Source organism: Thalassococcus sp. BH17M4-6, assembly GCF_049323015.1.
Classification (GTDB): domain Bacteria; phylum Pseudomonadota; class Alphaproteobacteria; order Rhodobacterales; family Rhodobacteraceae; genus Puniceibacterium.
Genome location: NZ_JBMPGU010000003.1, coordinates 294365 through 319217, shown reverse-complemented (window position 1 = coordinate 319217; position 24853 = coordinate 294365). Strand labels below are relative to the sequence as shown.

Here is a 24853-nt window from a genome sequence, read left to right as displayed (position 1 = left end):
ACCGGTTCCGGGGGGGGTTGGTCGCAACGGGGCGGTGTTGTTTGGGGGGGTGAACGGCTTTTGTGGCAGCCGTTCACCGCGATACCCGGGTTTTCATCACGCGCGCGCCCCGCATTTATCAGGTGGGCAGCGCGTCGGCGGCATATTGATCGACGAACTGACCGACGGGCGGAATAGGTTTGATCACATCGAGCAGGACCCCGTTCGGATCGCAGGTGATGAAGTGTCTTTGACCAAAGGCTTCGTCCGTCAGGGGCTTCAGGATTGGCAGACCCGCGTTTTCGGCTCGCCGGTACTCTGCGTCAACGTCTTCAACCTCGAAGTTGAGGATCAGGCACCCGGTCGACCCGCGCCCTTCGGCGGGGATGGTTTCGTGATCGCCTTTCAGGATCGCGAGGTTGACGTTGGGATCCTCGCTCGACTGCAGGTGGCAGTACCAGTCCGCGTCGAAGGCGACCTTGAAGCGGAAGTGGTCGACATAGAACGCCTTGGTTGCCTGTACCTCGTTCGTTTGGATGACGGGGTAGTATTGCGTGCATTTCATCTTGCGCCTCCAGAGAAAATACATACTGTCTGTATGTAAATGATTTTTAAACATACAGGCTGTATGTATGCAAGAAAAATCCAAGATCCGGTCCAACAAGGACCGCACGGAAGCAACCTGCGCGGCATTGCTGACCGCAGCCAGATCGTTGTTCGCCGAGAGGGGATATGCCGAAACCTCCACACCCGAAATCGTACGGGCCGCAGGTGTCACGCGCGGTGCCCTCTACCATCACTTCGAGGACAAGACAGCGGTCTTCCGTGCTGTCATCACAGAGGAATATCGCGCGGTCGCCGAGGAAATCACCCGGGCGGCCGGGTCGGCGCCGGGCTCGGCCCTCGATGCACTGCGGAAAGGGAGCCGCGGTTTTCTCGCGGCGATGAGCGACAAGGGACGCGTTCGGATCATGCTTCGTGACGGTCCGGCCGTTCTGGGGCGCGCAGAGCTTGACGAGATCGATCAACGCACCTCCGCAGACACCTTGCGATTGGGCCTGGCCGAGGCAATGGACGCTGGGGAGATCAGAAAGCTCCCCCTAAAGGCACTGACAAAGCAGATGTCCGCCCTGTTCGACCGGTCCGCCCTGGCCGTTTCGGAAGGGGATGATCCGGTCGAGCATCTGGAGGTGCTTGACGCCATCTTGCTGTCGCTCAGGTCGGCGCGGCATCTGCAAGCCGACCGGTCGTGAAGGATCGGGATAGACGGCCATGTTCGCAGTGACGGTCCCAAGGTCCCTCAAAATGCTGCAGAGGCTGTTGGTCCGTCGGCTGACATCAATTTCTGCAGTTCCCCGACACGCGACTGAAACTGTAGAAAAACTGGCGATCCGAAGGGCAGTCCTGCCGTGGGTCAGGCTCGCTCTGCCTGCCAATGGTCGAAATCCCGCTGTGCGGCCTCCAGGGTTTCTATGTTCAGCATCCGCATGACCAGGGCCCGGTTCAGCGCCCTGACGCGTTTGTTGATCGGCGTTCCGGGGTCCGCCTCGTCGTCGACGCCCAGCTTTTCATAAAGCGACAACAGCCGGTTCTGCACGGTGCGCAGCGACATGCCGCGCCGTTCGGCGATCAGCTTGTCCTGCAGGCCGATGGCCAGATCGAGCAGCACGGCATATTCGCTGTCGTCCAGCGCATTGCGCGGCGAGGCCTTTGCCCGTTGCAAGCGGTGGATTTCGCGGTCGACCATGATCTGGCCCTCGACCAGCACCGCGCGCAGGGCCAGTTTCAGACGATCCCGAGGCGCGGTTTTCAGCAGGTAGCCATAGGCGCTGTCCTCGGGCACGATGGCCGAAATGCCGCGCAGATACGCCTCGTCCGCGTAGTTGGACCAGAACAGGATGCGGGTCTCCGGGCGTTCCTGCCACAGCGTGCGGGCCGCCTCGATCCCGTTGCGCTGGGACATCCGCAGGTCCATGACCACCGCCTCTATGCCCATGGCGCGGGCCTCGTGTTCGGCCTCGTTGCCGTGCAGCGCGTGAAAGATCTGCGTGACCTCGGGCAGGGTCTCGACCAGGACATCCTCCATGTAGGAGGCGTGGAACTGATCATCCTCGACCAACAGCACCTTCATGCGTGCACCCGGAGCGTGACGCGCACCAGCGTACCGTGGTCCGGCACAATCTCGAGCCCGGCTGAAATCAGCCGGGCGCGGGTCCGCATATGCATCAGGCCCGATTGCCGTGCCGGGCTGGCGGGGATGCCGCAGCCGTTGTCGCGCACGCTGACGCTCAGCGTGGTGGCGGTGGGCTTGTCGATCGTGACGGTGACGCGGCTGGCGTCGGCATGGCGGGTGGCGTTGTTGATCGCCTCCTGGGTGATGTGGAACAGCGCGCTGCGCACGGTCGGAGGCAGCAGATCGGGCGCGCCTTCGGTCCGGTCCACGACAGTCAGCGCGATCGACGCATTGCCGGCGGCGCGTTCCAGATGCACCCGCACCGCATGGGCAAAGCCGAAGAGATCCAGCAAGGTCGGTACCGCCTCGTCGATGATGCGGCGCAGGTCGGTGATGGTGTCGCGCAGATGGCGGGCCAGGGTATCGCGCGGCAGGGGCGGTTCGGCCGTGACCTCGCGCAGCAAGCGCGACAGATCGGCCAGCGTCTGATCGTGCAGGTCCATCCCGACGCGCTGGCGTTCCTGTTCCAGCGCCTGCGTCAGTTCCAGCGCGCCGCGGCGCAGCCCCTCTTCCGAGGCGCGGCCCGCTTCGGGCGCCCGGCCGGTGCGGCGGGCGCGCTCGGCCAGATGCAGGATATGGAAGGACGGCGCCAGAATGTCGGCGATCTTCTGCGCCAGCGCGACTGTCGCGCTATCGTAGACCCCGATCCGGACGTCCGAAAGGTTCAACGTGCCGATCACATCCCCCATCACCCGCAGCGGCACGTTCACGCGGCTGCGCAGGTTGTGGTTCAGGATCGGCTCGCAGGACGCGCCGGGATAGGTATAGCGCGGGTCGCAGGTGGCGTCCTCGGTCAGCATGTGGTCGCACCGGCCCAGCAGCAGGTCGCGGATCGGCGCATGATCGACGCGGCCCGAGGCGCGGGACCAGCGGGTGCGAATGCCGACCTCGTGGCTGACGACCCAGCCGGGGCGGTCGAGCAGGCAGACGTCGCAATGCACGAAGGGAATGAGCCGGGCGATATCGTCCTCGACCGCGCCAAGGGCGGCGGCGATGTCGGTCTCTTCGGACAGGCGGCCCGCGATCCGCGCCAGGGCGGTCTCCGGTGGATCGGGGGTGAAACGGGGCGCGGTCTGCGGTGTCATGTGTCCTCCGTCGCATGCAGCTTTGTCCGGGCTGCTTTGCGCGATCCCGCAAGTCTGCGCGCATATCGGCCAAAAGAAAACACCCGAACCCGCAACCCGGTTGCGGGTTCGTGCAACAAGTCTGCGGCTGCACGCCTTTACAGGTCCTCCGGCCCCCGGCACCATCCGCCGCAGTCCCGGCACCGAACGGCAGAACTCGACCGGGGATGGAGAGCGCGCAATCTGGCGCGAAAGGGAGGAAACCATGAAGACCTTACTCACGGGCGCAGCCACGCTGGCCCTGCTGGCGGGGGCTGTGCAGGCCGGAAGCCATCTTGGATCCACATCAGACAAGCGGATCGCCCTGTCGAACAACTATGCCGGCAATTCCTGGCGGCAGGCGATGCTGCAAACCTTTGAAGACACCGGGACGCAGGCCGTGGATGACGGGATCGTTGCCGCTGCGGATGCCTTTACCACGTCCGAAAACCAGGCGACGGAACAGGCCGCGCAGATTCAGAACATGATTCTGCAGGGCTATGACGCCATCGTGCTGAACGCGGCGTCGCCGTCGGCGCTGAACGGGGCGGTCAAGGAAGCCTGTGACGCAGGCGTGACGGTCGTCAGCTTTGACGGGATCGTCACCGAACCCTGCGCCTGGCGGATCGCGGTCGATTTCGCTGCGATGGGCCGGGAGGAGGTCAACTACCTCGCCACCCGCCTGCCCGACGGCGGCAATCTGCTCGAGATCCGCGGCCTTGCCGGTGTGTTCGTGGATGACGAGATTTCCAAAGGCATCCACGAAGGCGTGGCCGAACACGGCCAGTTCGAGATCGTCGGCTCGGTCCATGGCGACTGGGCGCAGGACGTGGCGCAAAAGGCCGTGGCGGGTATTCTGCCGTCGCTGCCCGAGATCGTCGGCGTGGTCACGCAGGGCGGCGACGGCTACGGCGCGGCGCAGGCGTTTGACGCCGCAGGCCGTCCGACCCCGCTGATCGTTCTGGGCAACCGGCAGGACGAATTGAAATGGTGGGCCGAACAGCGCGACGCCAACGGCTACGAGACCATGTCGCTGTCGATCGCCCCGGGCGTCGCATCGCTGGCGTTCTGGGTGGCGCAGCAGATCCTTGCTGGTGAAGAGGTGCCCAAGGACCTGACCGTGCCGTTCCTCAAGATCACGCAGGACGGTCTGGACGCAGCGCTTGAAACCACGCCCGAAGGGTCCGTGGCAAACGTGTCCTATTCGCTCGAGGATGCGCAGGGCGTCATTGCCGACGCGAAGTGACCAATGGCTCCGCGCCGGACCGCGCGCGGAGCCGTCGTGCCATCTGGGATCGACATGAACGAAACAGACAAGCGCGCCGTGGTCGCGTTGCGCGATGCGGCCAAGCATTTCGGCCCGGTCAGGGCGGTTGACGGCGTGACACTGGCAGTCGCGCCGGGCGAATGCCTTGGACTTGTCGGGCACAACGGCGCGGGTAAATCGACCCTGGTGAACCTGATCAACGGCACCTTCGGGCCGTCCTCTGGCGTTGTCGACTTTCCCGGCGGCGCAGGCGGTCTGCGCTCGGTCTTTCAGGAATTGTCGCTCTGCCCGAACCTGACCGTGGCGGAAAATCTGGCAATGGCCCATCCGGCGCTCAAGGGCGCGGGATGGCGCCGCCCCGCGCGGGCCGAGATCGGCGCCGCACTGGACACGGTCTTTCCGGGTCACGGAATCGCCCCCGACGCCGAGGTCGACAGCCTGAGCATCGCGGAGCGGCAGATGGTCGAAATCGCCATCGGATTCGCGCCGCGCGGAGGCCGGGCCCGGCTGGTGATCCTGGACGAGCCGACCAGTTCGCTGGACGAAGGGATTGCGCGGCAGCTGCTGGCACATATCCGCGCCTTTTGCGCGCAAGGCGGTGCTGCGATCTTCATCTCTCATATGCTGGGCGAGGTGTTCGAGGTGTCGAGCCGCATCGTCGTTCTGAAGGATGGCAAGGTTGTCGCGGATCGACCCGCCACAGCATTCACCCGGGCCGGGCTTGTCGATGCCATGGGGCACGTCGCGACCGAAGGGGCCGCCAGCCACGCCGCCGGAAGCGCGCCGGGCAATGTGATCCTGCGGGCCGAGGGCCTGCAGGCGCGGCGTGGCGAGGTGGTGGGCCTTTCGGGGCTGGCCGGTCACGGGCAGGCAGCGGCGCTGGCGCGGCTTTACCTGTCGCTCAGTTCGGACTGGTGCGGCGGCATGGGTGCCAAGGCGGTTTTCGTTGCGGGCGACAGGCCGCGCGACGGTCTGCTGCCGCTCTGGTCGATCCTGCGCAATATCTCGATCTCCGTTCTCGGGCGCGGGCTGGTGGACCGTGCCGCCGAGCGAAAGCTGGCCGAGGACTGGAAGGCGCGGATCGGCATCCGTACCGACGACCTGACCAACCCGATCCTGTCGCTGTCGGGCGGCAACCAGCAAAAGGTCCTGTTCGCCCGTGCGCTGGCGTCGGACGCGCCCATTGTCGTGATGGACGACCCGATGCGCGGCGTGGATGTCGGCACCAAGCAGGACGTCTATGCCATGATCCGCGCCGAGGCCGCGAAGGGACGGACGTTTCTGTGGTATTCGACCGAGACCGAAGAGGTCTGTCAGTGCGACCGCGTCTTCGTGTTCCGCAACGGCAAGATCAGCGCCGAACTGACGGGCGACCAGATCACCGAGGAACGTATTCTCGAAGCCTCGTTCGAAATGCAGGAGGCGTCGTGATGCTGTCCAGGTATCGAATCATCCTGCCGGTCGTATCACTGGCCGTGCTGCTGGCCGCGACCTTCTGGATGCAGCCGCGCGCGATGAGCTATTTCGGGCTGAACCTGCTCTTCAACCTGGCCGTGCCGATCGCGCTGGCAACGATTGCCCAGATGATGATCATCATGGTCAACGACATCGACCTGTCGCTCGGCGCCTTCGTCAGCCTCGCGGCCTGCATCACGGCGACCTACCTCAACGACACGCCGCTATTGGGGCTGCTGATCCTGCTCGGACTGGTCGCCAGTTATGCCGTGATGGGCGCGGTGATCCACAGGCTGGAGCTGCCCGCCATCGTGGTGACGCTGGGTATGTCGTTTGTCTGGGGCGGGCTGGCGCTCTTTATCCTGCCGACCCCGGGCGGAGCGGCGCCCGGATGGATCCGCACGCTGATGACGGTCAAGCCGCCACTTGTGCCGATGGCTGTGCTGGCGGCGGTGCTGATCGCGGCGGTGACGCATGTGCTGGTGATCCGTTCCCGGTTGGGCACCGTGCTGCGCGGGGTGGGTGGCAACGCGCGCTCCATCGCGCGGGCGGGCTGGAACGTGACGATGTTGAAGGCGACAGCCTACGGCCTGGCGGGGCTCTTTGGCGTGCTCGCCGGCATGGCGCTGGTGGGTCTGACGACCTCGGCCGATGCGAATATCGCGCTGCGTTACACGCTCTTGTCCATCGCCGGCGTGATCCTTGGCGGCGGAGAGTTCACCGGCGGCAAGGTCAGCCCGGTGGGCGCGGTCATCGGTGCATTGACGCTCACCCTTGCCGCGTCCTTCCTGTCGTTCCTGCGCCTGTCGCCGGACTGGCAGATCGGCGCGCAGGGCGCGATCCTGATCCTGGTGTTGACCGCGCGGTTGCTGTTTTCGCGCAAGGGGGCGGCGGCATGAACGTGAAACCCTGGGTCTGGGCCTGGGCCGCCGCGGCGCTGGCCTTCGGCGCGACGCTGTTTCTAACCTCGGGGCGCGGGGCCGGAGAGCTGGCCTATGCGGCGCTCAGCTTCGGCGCTTTCGCGGCCATCGTCGGCATGGGGCAGATGCTGGTGATCACGCTCGGGCCGGGCAATGTCGATCTGTCGATCCCCGCGACCATGACGCTGGCGGGCACCCTTGCGCTCAAGGCGATGGGCTCGGACCCCGGTACCGCGTGGCTGGGGCTGATCGTGGCACTCGGGGTCGGGCTGGCAGTGGGCTGCGCGAATTTTGCACTGATCTGGCTGCTGCGGTTGCCGCCGATCATCGCCACGCTGGCGGCATCGCTGATCTATCAATCGGTGGCGATCTGGTCGAACCGCGGTTTGCGGATCAAACCGCCCGATGGGCTGGCGGATTTCGCTACGGGCCGCCTGCTGGGCGTGCCGAATGTGGCATGGGTGACACTGGCGCTGGCCGTGGCGGTCTGGCTGATGCTCGAACGGGCCGTCTGGGGGCGCTGGTTGCTCTCGTCCGGTCAGAACCTGCGCGCGGCCCGGCTGGCGGGGGTGCCGGTGCAGGCGGTGCGCGCGGCGACCTATATCGCCGTGGCCGTGTTCGCGGCGCTGGCGGGCTTTCTTCTCAGCAGCTTTTCCGGGGGCGCTGCGCTGAACATGGGGGCGGAATACCTGCTGATGTCCATCGCCGTCGTCGTGATCGGCGGCAGTTCGATCGCCGGGGGGAATTCGAACGTGCCGGGTGTGATCGGCGCGTCGCTGTTCATGTTTCTCGTGGTGTCGATGCTCAACAGCTATGGCGCGGGGGCGGGCGTCAAAAGCGTGCTCACCGGTGCCATCATCATCGCCATCGTCATCGCCGCCAGCACCCGAAGGAGCCGCCCATGATCACCCTTCCCCCGCATCTGCAGGTTTGTGACGACCGGTTTCGCGCGCTGGTCCATCCGATGTCGCGGTTGGAGCGTATCGCCGAAGGGTTCACCTGGACCGAGGGCCCCGTCTGGTTCGGGGATCGCGACGCGCTGCTGTTTTCCGACATCCCGTCACGCCGGATCATGCAGTGGTCCCAGACGACCGGCGTGACGCTGTACCGGGCAGACAGCGGGTTCAACAACGGTAACACCCGCGACACGCAGGGGCGGCTGATCGGCTGCAGGCACGGCCCGCGCGACGTGGTGCGCACCGACCACGATGGGCGGCTGACGGTGCTGGCCGACCGCTGGCAGGGCAAACGGCTGAATTCGCCCAACGATGTGGTGGTCAGTTCGGACGGGGCGGTGTGGTTCACCGATCCGACCTATGGCATCATCTCGGATTTCGAGGGCTATCGCAGCGCGCCCGAGCAGGACGCGCGGAACGTGTTCCGTATCTCGCCTTTGGGCGAGATGACCGTGGTGGTTGACGATTTCATCCAGCCGAACGGGCTGTGCTTTTCGCCGGATGAAAGGCTTCTTTATATCGCCGAAAGCGGGTCGAGCCATGACGACTCCGTCCCGTCGGTGATCCGACAGTTCGCGGTGCAGGGCGACCGTCTGATCGACCGTGGCGTCTTTGCCACCATCGACGCAGGCCTGCCGGACGGGATGCGCTGTGACCGGGCCGGCAACCTGTGGTCATCCGCGGCGGACGGTGTGCATTGCTTTGCGCCCGACGGCACGTTGCTGGGCAAGATCCTGGTCCCCGAAACCGTGTCGAACCTGTGCTTCGGCGGGCGGGATGGTCGGCGGATGTTCATCACGGCCACCCGGTCGGTCTATCGTGTCTTTGTCGATGCGGAAGGGGCCGAGCCCTGGACCTGCGGCGCGGGGCATTGATCGGCAGGGGACGACGCGAAGCCTACCAGCCCGGTGCTGGTCTCGTGCATCTTCAGACCTGTCCGGTAGGAAAAGGAGTTGTTGCCGTTATCGTTGGTTGCGACGGACTGTGAGTGACCGACACTTGGGCCGCCATAGCGCTTCCGGTGGCCTCAGCGCAAAGCCTGTCCCGAGGCGTCGAACGCGTGGAGCGTCCCATTCAGCGAAAGACCCATCTTGTCGCCCGGTTTGGCCCGCGTTGTGCCGTCCGTGCGCAGGGTGATCTGGCCCGCCTCCTGCGTGGCGAGGATCAGGAAACTGTCGGCGCCAAGGTATTCCACGACCTCGACCTCGGCATCGATCATCCCTTCGCCTGGGGCGACCGCATCCAGATCTTCGGGCCGCACGCCGATCTTGACGGCGCCGGAGCGCCCCGCGCTGCCGGGGATCGGGCGGCCCCCCTTCGGCGCAAGGCCGCCGTCGTTTGCAACGCAGGGCAGGATGTTCATCGCGGGCGAGCCGATGAACTCGGCAACGAACAGATTCGCGGGCCTTTCGTACAGTTCGCGCGGGGTACCGACCTGCGCGATGGTCCCGAATTCAAGCACCACGATCCGGTCGGCCAGCGTCATCGCCTCGACCTGGTCGTGGGTGACATAGATCATCGTGCGGCCCAGGGTCTGGTGCAACTTCGCGATCTCATAGCGCATCTCGACCCGCAATGCGGCATCGAGGTTGGACAGCGGCTCATCGAAAAGGAACGCGGTGGGGTCGCGCACGATCGACCGCCCGATGGCCACGCGCTGGCGCTGTCCGCCCGACAGCGCCTTGGGGCGTCGGTCGAGGTAGTCGCCAAGCTTCAGGATGCGCGCGGCGTCATCCACCTTTTCTGTGATTTCCGATTTCGGCGCGCCAGCGGTCTTTAGCGAAAAGCCCATGTTGTCGCGCACCGACATATGAGGATAGAGCGCGTAGCTTTGGAACACCATCGACAGGCCGCGCTTTGACGGCGGATCCGAGGTCACGTCGCGCCCGTCGATCACCAAGTTGCCGCGGCTGATTTCCTCAAGCCCGCCGATCATCCGCAAAAGGGTCGACTTGCCGCAGCCCGAAGGGCCGACGAAGACGACGAATTCGCCATCCGCGATCTCGAGGTCGATGCCCTTGATGACCTGCACCTCCCCGAACCACTTTTCGATTTGGTTGAGCTGGATCGCCCCCATCACGCATCCTCCCTGTTGGCCCAGGCCAGCCAGATGGCGGCCGTCCATGTGAATTTGTCCCCGCCGCAGGCCGTGCCGTCCATCGGGTCGAAATATTCGAAAAACCCGCCGGTGCGGATCAGCTCGGCGGTTTCGCGGCGCAGGCGGGCCTCGTCCGCATGGCGACCGGCGGATGTCAGACCCACGGCGATCAGCGCGTTGACCACGGGCCAGGTCGGCCCGCGCCAGTAGCGGCGCGGTTCAAAGCTGGGCGCTGCGGGATCGTTCGACGGGATGCCGTAGCGGACGCGGTCCCACATCGCGGCAAGCTTTTCTTCCATCTGCGCGTTCTCAACCCCGGCCAGCAGCCCTAGAGCCGCACCCGAGGATATGGCGCTGGCGAAGGTGCCGGTGCGCACGTCGCGCGCTGCATAGGCCTGAAGCTCATCGCTCCAAAGCCAGGGCAGCGCGGCCTCCATCTCATCGGCCCAGGCGGCGGGCTCGGCGCCGTCCTCGCCCAGGTCCTCTGCGATGGCGGCAAGGTCGCGATTGGCACGGATCAGGATGAAGGTGATCGCCGGATCGCCCATCAGGAACGGGCCGTCGTCGCGGATCTTTGCCTGATCCCAGCCGCAGTCCCGCCCGAACTTCACCATCGCCAGGTAGCGGTCGTAATCCTCTTTGCCGGGGCGCATGGCGGCATCCACGTGGCCGGTGTCGCGGCGCTGGTAAGGCCCGATACCCGTGGTGTCGACATTGGCCATGCCCGGGTCCCAGTCCGGGCAATTGTCGCGCCCGGATTCCCACGGGTGGGCTATGCAGGCGATGCCATGCGCCATCCGGCTTTCGCGCCACCAGCGGTGCCAGGCCAGAAGTTTCGGATAAAGCGCGCGCAGCCGGACCGTGCCGCCGACGCGATCATGGATCAGCCGGGCAAGGATCGCCGCCACGGGCGGTTGCGAAATGCCCGAGGTGGCGGGCATCGTTCCGCTTGCCCAGACATCGGGCCCCGGGAAATAGCCGTCATCCGGCTTGTGAAAGATGATGTGCGGGACCATGCCGCCGGGCCACTGGGCCGAGAACAGGGTTTCCAGTTCGGTCCACGCGCGGTCCGCGTCGAAGGTCGAAAACCCCCAGGCGGCAAAGGCCGAGTCCCAGTTCCATTGGAACGGATAAAGCCCTGCGGTCGGGATCGTGTAGCCGCCCCGGTCATTCGCGGTCAGGATATCGCGGGCCATCGCGTCAAGGTCGGTGTCGGTCATGTCGCTGTCCTTTTCACTGGGGTCATCCCTTCACCGAACCGGCGGTCAGGCCGCGCGTCATGAACCTTTCGAGCCCGAGGAAGATCGCCATGATCGGCACGGTCGCAATGACCGATCCGGCCATCAGGTGCTGACGCGGGATTTCGGAACTGTTGAGAGAGGCGATGCCGCGTGTCAGGGTGAATTTCGACGGATCGTCGAGCAGCATGAACGCGAGCAGGAATTCGTTCCAGGCGATCATGAAGACATAGAGCGACACCGAGGCGAGCGCGGGCAGGGACAGCGGCAGGGTGATCTTCCAGATCACGGCGAGGCGCGACAGCCCGTCCATCAGCCCCGCTTCCTCCACCTCGGCCGGCAGTCCGCGAAAGTAACCCTGCAGCATGTAGAGCGCGACGGGAATGGTGGTGACCGGATAGATCAGCACGATCCCCAGGACCGAGTTTCGCAGGCCGATCATCGAGTAGCCGATGTAGATCGGCAGCGCCAAGACGATCATCGGCACCATGTAGATCAGCAGGATCCCCCGCGAAAATACCGCAGCCCCGCGAAACCGCATCCGCGCCACCGCATAGGCGCCGGGGATCGAAAAGGCGAGCGTCAGAAGCACGGTCAGCACCGCGACGTAGAAACTTGTCCAGAGGTAGGAGGCGAAGTTGAACACCGTCAGCAGCTCCACGTAGCTGTCGAAAAGGCCCCAGCCGCGCGAAAGATCGATGCTGAAGTCGAGCGGGTTCTGCACCAGCTGCTGCTGGTTCTTCAGGCTTGTCATCACCATCACGTAAAACGGAATGGCGACAATGGCGGTAAAGAAGACATAGCCGAACCCGGTCAGGAAGCGGATGACGGCATCCTCGAACTCGTGCCGGGTGAGAGCGCCCTTGGGCAGGCCGCGCAGAAACCCGTGCAGCCCCGCGACCGTGGCGGCGGCGGCAAGTACATGGCCGATCACACGCGACAGCAGGCCCACCTCACCGGTCTGGACCGGCCCGAGGCCAACCAGCCCGATGGCCAGCAGCCCAAGTGCCGCGATCCCGGCGCCAGGCCGCCCCCAAAGGCAGGCCACCCCTGCCAGCGCGCCCGCCACCGCCGAGAAAAGCAGGGACGGGCGGAACGCCGCCCCGGTCAGGAACGACATGGCGACCGCAACCGTGACGGCGACCGTAAAGGTCCAGAGGATGCCGAGGATCGCGGCAGTAAGGTATCCGTGGCGAAGCACGTTCATAGCCCTTCCTCCCGGCTGATGACCTTGAAGAAGAAGACCGAGAAGAGCAGCAGGCAGCCAAAGATCACCACCGCCACCGCCGCGCCCGCGCCGATGTTCGACACCGCGAAGGCCTGTTCATAGACATTGACGGTCAGCGTCCGCGTGCCCGCATTACCACCGGTCAGAAGAAAGATGTCGTCGAACTTGTTGAAGGTCCAGATAAAGCGCAGCAGGAACAGCACCGACAGGATGCCCAGAAGCTGCGGCAACGACAGGAACCAGAACTTCTGGAACGGCGAGGCACCGTCCATGTCTGCCGCCTCGTACATGTCCTCGGGGATCGACTGCATCCGCGCGAGGATAAAGAGGAACGACAGCGGGAAGTAGCGCCAGATCTCGAACACGGTGACCATGATCAGCGCCAGTGGCCTGTCACCGAAGAAGTTGATGGCGTTTTCGGTCACGCCCATGCGGATCAGCAGCGCATTGGCCGAGCCCGAAAACGGATCGAACAGGATCACCCAGGTGAAGGCCACCGCGATCACCGGCGCGACATAGGGGAAAAGGTAAAGCCCGCGCAGGATGCCCTGGCCGCGGAACGACCGGTCGAGCAGCAGCGCGGCGAAAAGGCCGACGACCAGCGCACCGATTGTGCCGACCGTTGCATAGAATAGCGTCACGCCCAGCACGCCCCAGAATTCGTCGCCGTCAAAGATGCGGACGAAATTTTCCAGCGTGAATTCGGCATTCGTAAGGATGTTGGGCGCTGTGCCGGTGACGTCGGGGGCGCTGGCTTCGACGTCGTCCTCAAAGGCCTCCGGGTCGCCCTCGGCCGACACGAAAAGCTCGATCTCGTCCCGGCCGCCGGGCTCCAGCTCTCCGAGGTCGCAGAAAATCTCGGCCCCTGATACCTCGCACCGGTCGTCCGCGGTCCGGACAGAGAGGCCGGGCGGCAGGGTGTCGGTGATCGTCACGTCCGAAATGGCGATGTCCTGAGACGAGTTGCGCAGCCGGTACTGCACGCGCAGGTCCTCTTCGTCCCCGCGCAGGCTTTCACGGACGACAGGGGCGGGCGGGCGCAGATCGGCCAGACCCACCGGTTTGAATGAAATCCAGAAGATCGCGAGCAGGGGCAGGACGACAACCGCCGAGACGATGGCGACCGTCGGCGCCAGCAGGCTCCAGGCCAGCCGCGCCTCGCGCCGGGCCAGCGGACCGCGGCCTTTTGGTGGAACGGCGTCCGTCATCCCTGTCTCCTTTGCCCTTGGGTGAGGATGCGCGCGGGTCGGATCCCGCGCGCGTCCCGTCTCGTCACTCGATGTTGGCCAGTTCGTCGTTCATCTGCTGAACGGCGGCGCTCGCCTCGATCTCGCCGTCGATGTACTGGCGCACGACGCGGTTGATCACCTGGCTGTTGACGATCTTGGAGGCCAGCGCGAGCTGTCCGTCCGCGATGCCCCACCGCTGCGCGGTATCGAGCCCTGCGACGATCTCGTCGATCATCGCGGGGTCGTAAAGCTCGGCCAGCGGCGCCTTGCGATCCACCCCGACGGGCAGTTCGGCCCAGGCCTCGATGAACTCTTCAGGGTTGTCCTGCGTGCCGCGGCGCACCGGGAACTTGCCTTCGGGCGCGATGGACAGGGTCTGGGTGTAGCCGTCGCTCATGGAGAATTCGACAAAGGCCTGCGCCTCGTCGAAATCCGCATCCGCCGTGATCCCGAAATAGCGCACGTCGGCCCAGGCGGCCCCGTCGGGGTTCGACGGCCCGGCAAAGCTCGTGACGATCCCTGTCTTCGACGCCAGTTCGGTCGAGGTCGGATCGTCGTTGATCGTGGGCGGGGCGCTGTCGCGCAGACCCGCGAGTTCATCGAGGATGAAGGGAGACCAGATGATCATCGCCGCATCCCCCGCGAAATAGAGCGTGCGGGACTGGTCCCAGTAGAGTTCACCCGGCGGGGAAGCCTCGGCGAGCGTCTTGTAGAATTCCAGCACTTCGACCGTCGCCGCCTCGTCAAAGCCGGTGAAGCCGTCGGAGCCCACCGGGCTTGCGCCGTTGGCCAGGAACACATGCTCCAGCACCTGGCTCATGAAATTCTCGTCCACCTTGGTCGCGGCGACAAAGCCGAACATCTCGGGCGGGTTGTGCAGCGCCTCGATCGCCGCGGTCACGGCGGCGTAGGTCGTTGGCGGCTCAAGCCCGTTCTCCTCGAACAGGTCCTTGCGATACAGGATCATCTGCGTCCAGCCGTCGACCGGGACGGCCGCGTATCCATCCTCGGTCGCGGCGAATTCCAGCGCGCCGGGGGCAAAGGTATCGGGGCCCAGGTTTTCGATCACCTCGGTCGCCATTTCGGCATCCAGGATCCCGGCCTCGACCCAGGGCAGGGAATATTGCAGCGTGTGATAGATCACGTCGGGCAGGTCGCCCGCGGCGAACGCGGCGGTCGCGCGTGTGCCAAGATCGCTTTCGGTGACGGGGATCACCTCGACCGCGATGCCCGACTGTGCTTCGAAATCGGCCGCGAGTTGCTGTTGCCGCTCAAGCCGCTCGGGCTGTTCCTCGGTCGTCCAAAAGCGGATATCGGCCGCGGCCGGCAACGCCATCAGCGTCGTCAGCGCGGTGCCCATCAGGGCGCGGGTCAGTGTCTTGCTCTTCATCTTGGTCCTCCCATTGAATTATTCGGTCCGTGGCGGACCATCGGTTCCGCCCTCTCGCAGGACGGCATCCGCCGTTTCCCGCAGGTCTTGTGGATCGGCGCCGCCGATCCGGGCGATCAGCAACTCTGCCAGCCGTGCGCCCGCTGCGGTCTGATCGACCGCAAAACTGGTCAGGGGCGGGTCGAGGTTCTGGCCCTCGCGGCTGCCGTCATAGCCGATGATCGACAAATCCCGCCCCATGGCCAGACCGCGCCCCTGGGCCGCACGCACCGCGCCGGTCGCCAACAGATCGGTGGCGCAGATCACCGCCGTCGGCGGATCGTCCCCGTCGAGCAGCGCGCACAGGGCGCGCCCGCCGTCGGCCGCCGTCACATGGCCGCAGGTGGCGCGGGGCGGCAACCCGGCCTCGGCCATCCCCTGCTGGTAGCCGTCAAGCCGCTTGGTGGCGTAGGTGTAGATCGGGTCGGCACCGACAAAGGCGATGCGCCGGTGCCCGAACCCGACCAGCCGCGCGACGGCCTGCTGCATGGCCCGCCCGCCGCGAATGTCGAACCAGGCGCAATCGGCGCTGTCCTCTGTCCGTCCGTACAGAACGAAGGGGCAGCCTGCATCGCGCAGCAGGGCGATTCTGGGGTCCTGGCGCTGGGTCCGCGGCAGGATGAACCCATCCGCCTTTCGTTCGGCGATGAGGCGAAGATAGGTGTCGAGACCTTCCTCTTCGCTTTCCGCCGTCGCCATGGTGAGGGTCCAGTTCTGCGCCGAGACGGTGCGCGTGATCCCGCGCAGGAACTCGGCCAGAAAGGGGCGCTGGGCGTCGTGCTGTTCCATCTGAAGCACGAGGCCGAGGGATCGGGACTGCCCGGTGCGAATGGATTGCGCAAGGGCGAGCGGGCGATAGCCGATGCGCTCGGACACCTCGCGCACGCGCCGCACGGTGTCCGGGCTGATGTCGCGATACCCGTTCAGGGCGCGCGAAACGGTGCCCTTGGACAGCCCCAGCTCGTTGGCGAGATCGCGCAGCGTGACCCTGCGACTCATGTGCCCCTCCCGTGACATTTTGACGGATAAGACCTTCCGAAACCGGTTTCGTCAACCCCTTCGACCACAGTTGGCGCGCGCAGGCACATCTGCCACCCACTTCGCCAGGTGCGCGCGGACCATGTTGAGAAGTCACGTTTGGCAGGTTCAGACACAGGCTTTGATTGGCAAGAAACGCAGCGGTCAGGCGTCGTCGGGCGAAAGCTTCGCGACCCGTGGCTGGTGCCGGTAATCGCCAGCGATGGGCGCTTTACAGGTTTTCGGCAATCAGGATCTCGATCCGGATCCGCTCTTGCGAGGCGAGGATGGTGCGCTTTTCACATTTGGACCGCAGGATGCGGACGGCGCTTCTGACCAGGTGTCCGGGGTCCTGATGGATGACCGCATCGATCATGCCGTCATGCAGCGCCTTTTCCGTCGACGCGGTGCGTTCGTGCACGATGGTGACCCGGCCCGCCGTCGCGTTCAGCAGGCGGGCGACTTCGATCGGGGTCTGCGCCTCTGCCCCCATGAAATACAGCCCGACCACGTCGTCATGAGCGTCAAGCGCGTTGCGTAGAACGTGCTGCGTGCGCCCTGGATCGCCGTGGGTTTCAAGCGTCGGCAGGATGCGCAGGCCCGGATAGTCGCGATTGATGATCGCATCGAAACCAAGTCGCCGTTCCAGGCTGTCACGCGACTGCGTGGTTTCGGTCAGCGCGATGATGGTCCCGGGTTTGCCGCCCAGAAACCGGCCCATCAACCGGCCCGCCGTCGCACCGGCCGAGCGGTTGTTGATCCCGACGAAACCGTCCTCCTGCTGGTTGGCGACGAACGGGATGGTCTGGATGCCGCGTTCGCGCATCCGGTGCAGCGCATCACGGATCTGCGGGGTTTCGGGGGCCATGATGGCGACGCCGTCGATATCCTCGGGCGACAGCCGCCCCAATGTCCGGGCCGCCTTGTGCGGGTCGCGCTCATCGATGCGGATGACCTCGGTTTCGATCATCTCGGCGCGACCGATCCGTTCGAATTCGCGGATCCGGTCTATGATCGCGTCAAGAAATTCGCCCCCCAGGCGGGGTAGGATGAAAGCAAAGCGATAGGCGCGCTGCCGCGCGAGCGTCGCGGCGATCTGATTGCGTTCGAACCCGATACGCTCGATCGCGTCGTTGACCGCCTCGATGGTTTTCTTGCGCACGCCCGACCGTCCGTTGAGCACGCGATCCACCGTGGCAAGGCTGACGCCTGCGGCTTTCGCAAGGTCTTTCGTGGTCGGGCGCATCGGGCGGGGCGTTCCTGATTATTCCTTTTTTCCAATGCCTTTCTCACATCCTTCAAAACATTCCGCAAGCTAAATGAGGTGCGTACCTCAGATTTTGCTTGATATGAGGCACGCACCTCATTTACCAATTTGGATCAGTCGAGTCGTGGCAGGAGGGCCGCGGCGGCGAACCTGGGAGGGTATTGAAATGAAGACCAAACACCTGATGTCTGCTGCCGTTTCGGCGCTGATCGCGGGCGGGGCGGCCACGTCGGCCACCGCTGAGGACCTGACGCTGTGCTGGGCTGCATGGGACCCCGCAAATGCGCTGGTCGAGCTGAGCAAGGATTTCGAGGCGCAGTCCGGCCATTCCATGAGTTTCGAGTTCGTGCCCTGGACATCCTTCGCGGACCGGATGCTGAACGAACTGAACTCGGGCGGGCAGCTGTGCGATCTGATGATCGGTGACAGCCAGTGGATCGGCGGCGGTGCCGAAAACGGCCACTACGTGAAACTGAACGATTTCTTCAACGCCAACGGCATCGACATGGCCGATTTCATCCCGGCGACCGTCACCGGCTATGCCGAATGGCCCAAGAACACTCCGAACTACTATGCCCTGCCGGCCTTCGGCGACGTGGTCGGCTGGACCTACCGCAAGGACTGGTTCGAGCGGCCGGAGCTTCAGGAGGCGTTCCAGGCGGAATACGGCCGCGCGCTCGAGGTGCCCGCGACGCTGGAAGAGCTCAAGGACATCGCGCAATTCTTTCAGGGCCGCGATATCGACGGCACCACCGTCTATGGTGCCGCAATCTATACCGAGCGCGGTTCCGAAGGGATCACCATGGGCGTGACCAACACGCTCTACAATTACGGTTTTCTCTACGAGAACCCGGATCAGCCCTACGACATCGACGGCTACGTGAATTCCGACGGCGCTGTCGCAGGTCTGGAATTCTACAAGGAGCTTTACGACACCGCGACGCCGCCGGGGTCGTCCAACTGGTACATGGGCGAAAACATCGACGCCTACAAATCGGGCCAGGTGGCGCTTCAGATGAACTTTGCCTTCATCTGGCCGGGGGTCGAGGCCGATCCGAACGTGGGCGGCGGCCGCTCGGGCTACTTTCCGAACCCGGCCGGCCCCGCGGGCCAGTTCGCGCAGCTGGGCGGGCAGGGGATTTCCGTTGTCGCCTATTCCGAAAAGCAGGACGCCGCGCTGGAATACATCCAGTGGTTCGCGCAGCCCGAAATCCAGGCGCGCTGGTGGGAACTGGGCGGCTATTCCGCGCTGCGCGCCGTGGTCGAGGACCCGGGCTTTGCCGAAAGCCAGCCCTATGCGCAGACCTTCCTCGACAGCATGGCGATCGTAAAGGATTTCTGGGCCGAACCCGCCTATGCCGACCTGCTGCTGGCCATGCAGGAGCGTGTCCACAACTATGTGGTCGCCGGTGACGGCACCGCGAAAGAGGCGCTGGACGGCCTTGTGCGGGACTGGACGGAAATCTTCGAGGATGAAGGCAAGATCTGACCTCCCTCCTGGTCGGGCTGCCTGACGGCCCTTCCGCCCTTGGCGGCCCTTGTCTGTCGCCAAGGGCCCATTTTCCACACTTCGACGCGGGGCCTTGCTGCGCGTGACGGGGCCGAACCATGACTGACACTGCTATCGACAAGGTCGCACAGGCAACGCCAAAGGGTATGGCGCGCCGCATTCGCGGCCTGTCGGACCGCGCCATCGCCTGGATCTTTGTGGCGCCGACGATCTTTCTGCTGCTCGCGGTGAATATCTTTCCGCTGATCTGGACGGTGCGGCTGAGCTTTACCGACTACCGCGTGAACCGCCCGAACCGCGAGGTCGAATGGGTCGGGCTGCGCAACTACGAACGCATCCTGTCGGACCCGGATATCTGGGCGACGATGCAGGCCACCGCGCATTTCCTGATCTGGACCATCGTTCTGCAGGTGCTCATCGGCTTTGCGCTGGCCTATCTGATCAACAAGAAATTCAAGGGCAACGACCTCTGGACCACGATCATCGTCTTTCCGATGATGCTGTCGCCTGCCGTGGTGGGGAATTTCTGGACGTTCCTCTACCAGCCGCAGATCGGCCTTTTCAACTATGCCGTCACCTTTGTCACCGGGGCCGATCCGGCCAGCTTCTCGATGATCGGGGATGTGCATCTTGCCCCCTGGGCCATCGTGATCGCGGATACCTGGATGTGGACACCCTTTGTCATGCTCATCTGCCTCGCGGGCCTGCGGTCCATCCCCGACAGCATCTACGAGGCGGCGGAATGCGACCGCGCCAGCAAGTGGCGGCAGTTCTGGACGATCACCGTTCCGATGGTGCTGCCCTTCCTGATGCTGGCGGTGCTGTTCCGCGGGATCGAGAATTTCAAGATGTTCGACCTTGTCGTACAGCTCACCGGCGGCGGGCCCGGAAACACCACCACGCTGACCTCGATCGACCTGAAACGCGAAGCCTTTGAAAAGTGGCGCACGGGCTATTCCTCGGCCTATGCGGTGATCCTGTTCGTCACGGTCTTCGGGCTCGCCTCGATCTACGTCAAGGCCCTCAACAAGGTGAAAGAACGATGAGCTTTTCCGTCACGGAACCCACCAGGGGCACCAAATGGTTCGCGGGCATCCTTGTCGTCGGCTATGCGCTGATCACCATCACGCCGCTGCTCTGGATCATCGCAACCGGTTTCAAATCCGGCCCCGACTCCATCGCCTACCCCCCCAAGGTCGTGTTCGAGCCGTCGCTCGAAGGCTATGTGAACCTTTTCACCGAACGCACCCGCGCGACGCAGGACATGCTTGATGCCGCGGGCCCGCCGCAGACCTGGTACGACCAGATCGCCCGCGATCAGGGCACGGTGATCACCGGCCCGTCGCGCTATGGCGAGCGGTTCCTGAACTCGGTCATCATCGGGTTCGGGTCGACCGCGCTGTGCATGATCCTGGGCACCGCCGCGGCCTATGCGTTCAGCCGGTTCCGGGTGCCGCTGAAGGATGACCTGCTGTTCTTCATCCTCTCGACCCGGATGATGCCGCCCATTGCCGTGGCGATCCCGATTTTCCTTATGTTCCGGCAGCTTGGCCTCAACGACACGCACCTTGGCATGATCCTGCTTTACACGGCCGTGAACCTGTCGCTGTCGGTCTGGCTGCTCAAGGGGTTCATCGACGAGATCCCGATCGAATACGAGGAGGCGGCGCTGATCGACGGCTACACGCGGTTCCAGGCCTTCTACAAGGTGGTGTTGCCGCAGGCGGCCACCGGCATCGCCTCGACCGCGATCTTCTGCCTGATCTTCGCCTGGAACGAATATGCCTTTGCCGTCCTGCTGACATCCGGCACCGCCCAGACCGCGCCGCCGTTCATCCCGACGATCATCGGCACCTCGGGCAAGGACTGGCCCGCGGTCGCGGCCGGGGCGTCGATCTTTCTGGTGCCTGTCATGATCTTCACCATCCTGCTGCGCAAGCACCTGCTGCGCGGGATCACCTTCGGAGCGGTACGCAAATGAGCAGCTTCATCAACGGCCTGCTGCGGTTGCGCCGCGGCCCTTGGGAAATGCTGGCCTCGATCCTCATCGCGCTGGGCGTGGTGATGCTGATGCAGCCGGTTTCGATCACGCTTTACAGCTGGTCCTTCCTGATAACCCTCATCGGCACGGTGATGTTCATCATCGTCAGCCATTTCCCGGAGTGACCCATGGCACAGATCAGGATCGAAAACGTGCGCAAGGACTTCGGGGCGTTCACCGCCGTGCAATCGTCGAGCTTCACCATCGAGGACGGGGAGTTCTTCATGCTGCTCGGCCCGTCGGGCTGCGGCAAGACGACGACGCTGCGGATGATGGCGGGGCTGGAACTGCCGACCAGCGGGCGGATCTTCATCGACGGAGAGGAGGTGGGGCAGAAACCCGCCAGCCAGCGCGACATCGCCTTTGTCTTCCAGATGTTCGCGCTTTACCCGCACATGAACGTGCGCGGCAACATCAGCTACCCGCTGAAAAGCCAGGGCATGCCATCGGCGCAGCGCAAGGCGAAGGTGCATGAGGTGGCGGAAATCCTCGGCATCACCGACATCCTGGATCGCCCCGTGGGCGGGCTCTCGGGCGGTGACCGGCAGCGCGTCGCCTTGGGCCGCGCCATCGTCCGCGACCCCAAGGCGTTTTTCATGGACGAACCGCTGGGCGCGCTGGATGCCGAGTTTCGCGAACACATGGCCGAAGAACTGCGCGCCCTGCATGACCGGATGGCCGCGACAACCGTCTACGTCACCCACGACCAGCTTGAGGCCATGCAGATGGGCGACAAGATCGTGGTGATGAACCACGGCGTTGTCGAACAGTTCGGCGTGCCGCAGGACATCTACGACTGGCCCGCGACCAAGTTCGTGGCGCAGTTCATCGGCTCGCCGCCGATGAATTTCCTGGATTTCGACGGCAAGATCGAAGCGGGCCAGGACGAGGTGCGCCTGAACGACATCGCGATCAGGGTGCCGCAAAGCGTCGATGGTGCGCAGGGCAGGCTGACTCTGGGGGTGCGGCCCGAGCATGTGAAGCTGGACGATGCCGCGCCCTACCGGGGCCGGATCATGGCGACGGAATATCTGGGCACGACGCAGATCGTCACGCTCGATACGGCAAACGGCCAGATCAAGGCGCGGATCGCCAGCAGCGACAAGATCGCGGTCGGGCAGTCGGCGGGCCTGAGCTTCGATGCCCGCACCATCACCCTTTTCGAGAATGCGCAAGGCCAGGCCCTGCGGTCCCGCGCCAACGAAGGAGTGTTGATCCATGGCTGAAGTGACCCTTTCGGGCGTGACCAAGCGCTTTGGCACCGACACCGCGCTTGGGGATGTCAGCATGACCGTTCCCGACGGCTCTTTCGTCGTGCTGTTGGGGCCCACCGGCGCTGGAAAGACCACAACTTTGCGCATGGTCGCAGGCCTTGATGCGCCGGACGGCGGGACTGTGACGATCGGCGGGCGCGACATGGCGGGTCTGACGCCCGCGCAGCGCGATGTGGCGATGGTATTCCAGCAGTATTCCCTCTATCCGCATCTCACGGTGCGGCAGAACCTCGAATTCCCGCTGAAATCCCCGATCCTGAAGACGCCGCAAGTGGCGATCGACCGCAAGGTCGGCGAAATCGCCGAAGTGCTGCAGATCTCGCACAAGCTTGACAACAAGGCGACCGCGCTTTCGGGGGGCGAAATGCAGCGCGTGTCCATCGGTCGGGCGCTGGTGCGCGACCCGGCCGTCTATCTGATGGACGAACCGCTCAGTTCGCTGGATGCCAAGTTGCGCGCCGACCTGCGGATCGAGTTGAAATCGATCCAGGCGGATCGCGGCGCAACGCTTCTGTATGTGACGCACGACCAGATCGAAGCGATGACCATGGCCACCCAGGTGGGGGTGCTGGACAAAGGGCGGCTGGTGCAGTTCGGCACCCCGCGCGACATCTACGAAGACCCGGTCAGCGTCTACGCGGCCAGCCGTCTGGGCCAGCCGCGCATCAACGTGCTGCCCGCCGATGCCTTTGCCGGTGCGCCGTCGGGCGCCGACAAGATCGGCCTGCGCCCCGAACAGATCCTGCAGGGCGAAGGCGAGGAAAGCCGGGTCAGCCGGGTCGAGCGTCTGGGCGACCAGACCCGGTTGCACCTGACCTATCGGTCGCATGACATCGTGACCGTGACGGATGCCCATACGCGTTTGAAATCGGGTGATATCGTTCGGATACGCCCCAATAACCCATTCTATTTCGACGCCTCTGGCGCGCGACTGGCTTGAGGGAGGAAACCATGGCCCAATTCATCAACGAAAAGGACGCAACCGTCACCGAGGCCATCGACGGGCTGCTGCAGGTGTCGGGCGGCGCGCTTGTGCGGCTTGACGGCTATCCGCATATCCGCGTGGTGCTGCGCGGCGACTGGGACAAGTCGAAGGTCGCGCTGGTGACGGGCGGCGGGTCGGGGCATGAACCGGCCCATGCGGGCTTTGTGGGTCAGGGGATGCTGACGGCGGCGGTGTGCGGCGATGTCTTTGCCTCGCCTTCGGTCGATGCGGTTCTGGCCGGGATCCTGGCGGTGACCGGCCCGGCAGGCTGCCTGTTGATCGTCAAGAACTACACCGGCGACCGGCTGAATTTCGGGCTGGCGGCGGAACGCGCCCGGGCCTTTGGGCTGAAGGTCAACATGGTGGTTGTCGATGACGACATCGCGCTGCCCGACCTGCCGCAGCCGCGCGGCGTGGCCGGCACGCTTTTCGTGCACAAGATCGCCGGGGCCATGGCCGAAAGCGGCGCGTCGCTGGACGAGATCACCACCGTGGCCGAACGGGTCATCGACGGCACCAAATCCATTGGCATGTCGCTCGATACCTGCACCGTTCCCGGCTCTCCGAAAGAGCAGCGCATCGGTGCGGGCAAGGCCGAGCTTGGCCTTGGCATCCATGGCGAGGCCGGCGTGCAGCAAGTCGATTATCACAATGCTGAACAGGCCATGGCCGCCGTAACGGCCAAGCTTGCCGCCGTGATGGCCGACGCCCCGCATGTGGTGCTGCTCAACAATCTGGGCGGCACGACCGAACTCGAGATGTCGATCCTGGCGCATGATCTGGTGAGGTCCTCGATCGGCCGGAACCTCAAGCTTGTCGTCGGCCCCGCAGCGATGATGACCTCGCTCGACATGCGGGGATTTTCGGTGTCGGTATACCCGCTGAACGCCGATGACGAGGACTGGCTGAGCGCGCCGTGTGTGCCGTCGGCCTGGCCCGGCTGCAAGGCGATCACGCCGGTGCGCACCGTCGAACTTCCCGACGGGTTGCGCCCGATCCAGCCGATCCCGTCGGAACACAAGGCGACGGCGGATTTCCTGACACGATGCTGCCAGATCCTGATTGATGCAGAGTCGGACCTGAACGCGCTCGACGCCAAGTCGGGAGATGGCGATACCGGCTCGACCTTGGCGGGGGCCGCACGCGCGCTGATCGGCGCGCTCGACCGGCTGCCGCTGGCCGATCACACGCAGCTTTTCCGGGCCATCGGGCAGGAGCTGACCCAGACGATGGGTGGATCGTCCGGTGTGCTGCTGGCGATCTTTTTCACCGCCGCGGGGGATGCCGCCTCGAGCGGGCTGGGCATGATCGCGGCGCTGAAGGAAGGGCTGGACCGGATGCAGCGCATCGGTGGGGCAGAGCTTGGAGACCGCACGATGGTCGACGCCCTGCGCCCGGCGCTGGACGAGCTTGAGGCGAAGGGCCTTGCCGAAGCGGCGGTCGCGGCGAGGACGGGCGCCGAGGTGACAGCGACGATCACCCGCGCAAAGGCCGGGCGCGCGTCCTACATCAGCGCCGACCAGCTGCAGGGTCATGTCGATCCGGGTGCCGAGGCCGTGGCCCGCCTGTTCGAGCAACTGGCGAGTTGACGCCCTCGACCATCGGGCCGCTTGGGTAGGACGCG

23 protein-coding genes are annotated in these 24853 nt (G+C 64.9%); 13 read left to right on the top strand and 10 right to left on the bottom strand.

The features are described from left to right. Positions 1-118 precede the first annotated feature (118 nt). Positions 119-568: a VOC family protein gene (locus ACOXXX_RS06360; protein WP_422825717.1), complete on the bottom strand. Its 450-nt coding sequence runs from the start codon at positions 566-568 to the stop codon at positions 119-121. A gap of 43 nt (positions 569-611) precedes the next feature. Here ACOXXX_RS06360 and ACOXXX_RS06355 point away from each other — a divergent pair, with 43 nt between their 5' ends. Continuing rightward, positions 612-1232, top strand: coding sequence for a TetR/AcrR family transcriptional regulator (locus ACOXXX_RS06355; protein WP_422825716.1), 621 nt, complete (start codon positions 612-614; stop codon positions 1230-1232). 161 nt (positions 1233-1393) lie between these two features. Here ACOXXX_RS06355 and ACOXXX_RS06350 read toward each other — a convergent pair whose 3' ends face one another. Next, the gene (locus ACOXXX_RS06350) at positions 1394-2110 is read right to left on the bottom strand and encodes a response regulator (protein WP_422825715.1); all 717 of its coding nucleotides are present in this window, start codon (positions 2108-2110) and stop codon (positions 1394-1396) included. Then, positions 2107-3297: an ATP-binding protein gene (locus tag ACOXXX_RS06345; protein WP_422825714.1), complete on the bottom strand. Its 1191-nt coding sequence runs from the start codon at positions 3295-3297 to the stop codon at positions 2107-2109. Before ACOXXX_RS06345 ends, ACOXXX_RS06350 begins: the two co-directional genes overlap by 4 nt. Positions 3298-3541: 244 nt before the next feature. Here ACOXXX_RS06345 and ACOXXX_RS06340 point away from each other — a divergent pair, with 244 nt between their 5' ends. Genes ACOXXX_RS06340 through ACOXXX_RS06320 form a run of 5 tightly spaced genes read left to right on the top strand, consistent with a single transcriptional unit; the run spans position 3542 to position 8788 of the window. Next, positions 3542-4561 carry an ABC transporter substrate-binding protein gene (locus tag ACOXXX_RS06340; protein ID WP_422825713.1) on the top strand — a complete coding sequence of 340 codons (1020 nt, stop codon included), beginning with the start codon at positions 3542-3544 and terminating at the stop codon, positions 4559-4561. Between the two features lie 54 nt (positions 4562-4615). Next, a complete protein-coding gene (locus ACOXXX_RS06335; RefSeq protein ID WP_422825712.1) occupies positions 4616-6013 on the top strand; it encodes an ATP-binding cassette domain-containing protein in 1398 nt (465 codons plus the stop codon). After that, the gene (locus ACOXXX_RS06330) at positions 6013-6936 is read left to right on the top strand and encodes an ABC transporter permease (RefSeq protein WP_422825711.1); all 924 of its coding nucleotides are present in this window, start codon (positions 6013-6015) and stop codon (positions 6934-6936) included. The genes ACOXXX_RS06335 and ACOXXX_RS06330 overlap by 1 nt, the downstream gene beginning before the upstream one ends. Then, complete coding sequence (locus ACOXXX_RS06325; protein WP_422825710.1) at positions 6933-7862, top strand: ABC transporter permease; 930 nt, start codon at positions 6933-6935, stop codon at positions 7860-7862. Before ACOXXX_RS06330 ends, ACOXXX_RS06325 begins: the two co-directional genes overlap by 4 nt. After that, entirely contained in the window at positions 7859-8788 is a 930-nt protein-coding gene (locus tag ACOXXX_RS06320) for an SMP-30/gluconolactonase/LRE family protein (protein ID WP_422825709.1), read from the top strand. The genes ACOXXX_RS06325 and ACOXXX_RS06320 overlap by 4 nt, the downstream gene beginning before the upstream one ends. Positions 8789-8940: 152 nt before the next feature. Here ACOXXX_RS06320 and ACOXXX_RS06315 read toward each other — a convergent pair whose 3' ends face one another. The 7 genes from ACOXXX_RS06315 to ACOXXX_RS06285 form a co-directional block, all read right to left on the bottom strand. Further along, positions 8941-9990, bottom strand: coding sequence for an ABC transporter ATP-binding protein (locus ACOXXX_RS06315; protein ID WP_422825708.1), 1050 nt, complete (start codon positions 9988-9990; stop codon positions 8941-8943). Beyond that, the gene (locus ACOXXX_RS06310; RefSeq protein ID WP_422825707.1) at positions 9990-11231 is read right to left on the bottom strand and encodes an MGH1-like glycoside hydrolase domain-containing protein; all 1242 of its coding nucleotides are present in this window, start codon (positions 11229-11231) and stop codon (positions 9990-9992) included. Before ACOXXX_RS06310 ends, ACOXXX_RS06315 begins: the two co-directional genes overlap by 1 nt. A 22-nt stretch (positions 11232-11253) precedes the next feature. Next, complete coding sequence (locus ACOXXX_RS06305; protein ID WP_422825706.1) at positions 11254-12456, bottom strand: carbohydrate ABC transporter permease; 1203 nt, start codon at positions 12454-12456, stop codon at positions 11254-11256. Beyond that, complete coding sequence (locus ACOXXX_RS06300; protein ID WP_422825705.1) at positions 12453-13685, bottom strand: carbohydrate ABC transporter permease; 1233 nt, start codon at positions 13683-13685, stop codon at positions 12453-12455. The genes ACOXXX_RS06305 and ACOXXX_RS06300 overlap by 4 nt, the downstream gene beginning before the upstream one ends. A gap of 64 nt (positions 13686-13749) precedes the next feature. After that, positions 13750-15096, bottom strand: coding sequence for an ABC transporter substrate-binding protein (locus ACOXXX_RS06295; protein WP_422825704.1), 1347 nt, complete (start codon positions 15094-15096; stop codon positions 13750-13752). A gap of 18 nt (positions 15097-15114) precedes the next feature. After that, complete coding sequence (locus ACOXXX_RS06290; RefSeq protein WP_422825703.1) at positions 15115-16134, bottom strand: LacI family DNA-binding transcriptional regulator; 1020 nt, start codon at positions 16132-16134, stop codon at positions 15115-15117. Between the two features lie 250 nt (positions 16135-16384). Continuing rightward, positions 16385-17398 carry a LacI family DNA-binding transcriptional regulator gene (locus ACOXXX_RS06285; RefSeq protein ID WP_422825702.1) on the bottom strand — a complete coding sequence of 338 codons (1014 nt, stop codon included), beginning with the start codon at positions 17396-17398 and terminating at the stop codon, positions 16385-16387. A gap of 187 nt (positions 17399-17585) precedes the next feature. On the opposite strand from ACOXXX_RS06285, the gene ACOXXX_RS06280 reads away from it, so the two are divergent. The 7 genes from ACOXXX_RS06280 to ACOXXX_RS06250 all read left to right on the top strand — a co-directional run bounded on the left by ACOXXX_RS06280 (position 17586) and on the right by ACOXXX_RS06250 (position 24818). Next, the gene (locus tag ACOXXX_RS06280) at positions 17586-18908 is read left to right on the top strand and encodes an ABC transporter substrate-binding protein (RefSeq protein ID WP_422825701.1); all 1323 of its coding nucleotides are present in this window, start codon (positions 17586-17588) and stop codon (positions 18906-18908) included. 119 nt (positions 18909-19027) lie between these two features. Then, on the top strand, positions 19028-19975 hold the full coding sequence (locus ACOXXX_RS06275) for a carbohydrate ABC transporter permease (protein ID WP_422825700.1): 948 nt from the start codon (positions 19028-19030) through the stop codon (positions 19973-19975). Next, positions 19972-20910, top strand: coding sequence for a carbohydrate ABC transporter permease (locus tag ACOXXX_RS06270; protein WP_422825699.1), 939 nt, complete (start codon positions 19972-19974; stop codon positions 20908-20910). The genes ACOXXX_RS06275 and ACOXXX_RS06270 overlap by 4 nt, the downstream gene beginning before the upstream one ends. Then, positions 20907-21095: a hypothetical protein gene (locus ACOXXX_RS06265; protein WP_422825698.1), complete on the top strand. Its 189-nt coding sequence runs from the start codon at positions 20907-20909 to the stop codon at positions 21093-21095. The genes ACOXXX_RS06270 and ACOXXX_RS06265 overlap by 4 nt, the downstream gene beginning before the upstream one ends. A gap of 3 nt (positions 21096-21098) precedes the next feature. Continuing rightward, a complete protein-coding gene (locus ACOXXX_RS06260) occupies positions 21099-22196 on the top strand; it encodes an ABC transporter ATP-binding protein (protein WP_422825697.1) in 1098 nt (365 codons plus the stop codon). Further along, positions 22189-23184 carry an ABC transporter ATP-binding protein gene (locus ACOXXX_RS06255; RefSeq protein WP_422825696.1) on the top strand — a complete coding sequence of 332 codons (996 nt, stop codon included), beginning with the start codon at positions 22189-22191 and terminating at the stop codon, positions 23182-23184. The genes ACOXXX_RS06260 and ACOXXX_RS06255 overlap by 8 nt, the downstream gene beginning before the upstream one ends. 11 nt (positions 23185-23195) lie before the next feature. Next, entirely contained in the window at positions 23196-24818 is a 1623-nt protein-coding gene (locus ACOXXX_RS06250) for a dihydroxyacetone kinase subunit DhaK (protein ID WP_422825695.1), read from the top strand. Positions 24819-24853: the final 35 nt, after the last annotated feature.

Bases quoted from the DNA above. Each gene is read 5' to 3' on its own strand.
- ACOXXX_RS06325 (WP_422825710.1), top strand. From the start codon at position 6,933: ATGAACGTGAAACCCTGGGTCTGGGCCTGGGCCGCCGCGGCGCTGGCC.
- ACOXXX_RS06335 (WP_422825712.1), top strand. From the start codon at position 4,616: ATGAACGAAACAGACAAGCGCGCCGTGGTCGCGTTGCGCGATGCGGCC.
- ACOXXX_RS06250 (WP_422825695.1), top strand. From the start codon at position 23,196: ATGGCCCAATTCATCAACGAAAAGGACGCAACCGTCACCGAGGCCATC.
- ACOXXX_RS06270 (WP_422825699.1), top strand. From the start codon at position 19,972: ATGAGCTTTTCCGTCACGGAACCCACCAGGGGCACCAAATGGTTCGCG.
- ACOXXX_RS06340 (WP_422825713.1), top strand. From the start codon at position 3,542: ATGAAGACCTTACTCACGGGCGCAGCCACGCTGGCCCTGCTGGCGGGG.
- ACOXXX_RS06330 (WP_422825711.1), top strand. From the start codon at position 6,013: ATGCTGTCCAGGTATCGAATCATCCTGCCGGTCGTATCACTGGCCGTG.
- ACOXXX_RS06355 (WP_422825716.1), top strand. From the start codon at position 612: ATGCAAGAAAAATCCAAGATCCGGTCCAACAAGGACCGCACGGAAGCA.
- ACOXXX_RS06300 (WP_422825705.1), bottom strand. From the start codon at position 13,685: ATGACGGACGCCGTTCCACCAAAAGGCCGCGGTCCGCTGGCCCGGCGC.
- ACOXXX_RS06310 (WP_422825707.1), bottom strand. From the start codon at position 11,231: ATGACCGACACCGACCTTGACGCGATGGCCCGCGATATCCTGACCGCG.
- ACOXXX_RS06285 (WP_422825702.1), bottom strand. From the start codon at position 17,398: ATGCGCCCGACCACGAAAGACCTTGCGAAAGCCGCAGGCGTCAGCCTT.
- ACOXXX_RS06345 (WP_422825714.1), bottom strand. From the start codon at position 3,297: ATGACACCGCAGACCGCGCCCCGTTTCACCCCCGATCCACCGGAGACC.
- ACOXXX_RS06360 (WP_422825717.1), bottom strand. From the start codon at position 568: ATGTATTTTCTCTGGAGGCGCAAGATGAAATGCACGCAATACTACCCC.
- ACOXXX_RS06315 (WP_422825708.1), bottom strand. From the start codon at position 9,990: ATGGGGGCGATCCAGCTCAACCAAATCGAAAAGTGGTTCGGGGAGGTG.
- ACOXXX_RS06280 (WP_422825701.1), top strand. From the start codon at position 17,586: ATGAAGACCAAACACCTGATGTCTGCTGCCGTTTCGGCGCTGATCGCG.
- ACOXXX_RS06305 (WP_422825706.1), bottom strand. From the start codon at position 12,456: ATGAACGTGCTTCGCCACGGATACCTTACTGCCGCGATCCTCGGCATC.
- ACOXXX_RS06320 (WP_422825709.1), top strand. From the start codon at position 7,859: ATGATCACCCTTCCCCCGCATCTGCAGGTTTGTGACGACCGGTTTCGC.
- ACOXXX_RS06295 (WP_422825704.1), bottom strand. From the start codon at position 15,096: ATGAAGAGCAAGACACTGACCCGCGCCCTGATGGGCACCGCGCTGACG.
- ACOXXX_RS06350 (WP_422825715.1), bottom strand. From the start codon at position 2,110: ATGAAGGTGCTGTTGGTCGAGGATGATCAGTTCCACGCCTCCTACATG.
- ACOXXX_RS06290 (WP_422825703.1), bottom strand. From the start codon at position 16,134: ATGAGTCGCAGGGTCACGCTGCGCGATCTCGCCAACGAGCTGGGGCTG.
- ACOXXX_RS06255 (WP_422825696.1), top strand. From the start codon at position 22,189: ATGGCTGAAGTGACCCTTTCGGGCGTGACCAAGCGCTTTGGCACCGAC.
- ACOXXX_RS06275 (WP_422825700.1), top strand. From the start codon at position 19,028: ATGACTGACACTGCTATCGACAAGGTCGCACAGGCAACGCCAAAGGGT.
- ACOXXX_RS06260 (WP_422825697.1), top strand. From the start codon at position 21,099: ATGGCACAGATCAGGATCGAAAACGTGCGCAAGGACTTCGGGGCGTTC.
- ACOXXX_RS06265 (WP_422825698.1), top strand. From the start codon at position 20,907: ATGAGCAGCTTCATCAACGGCCTGCTGCGGTTGCGCCGCGGCCCTTGG.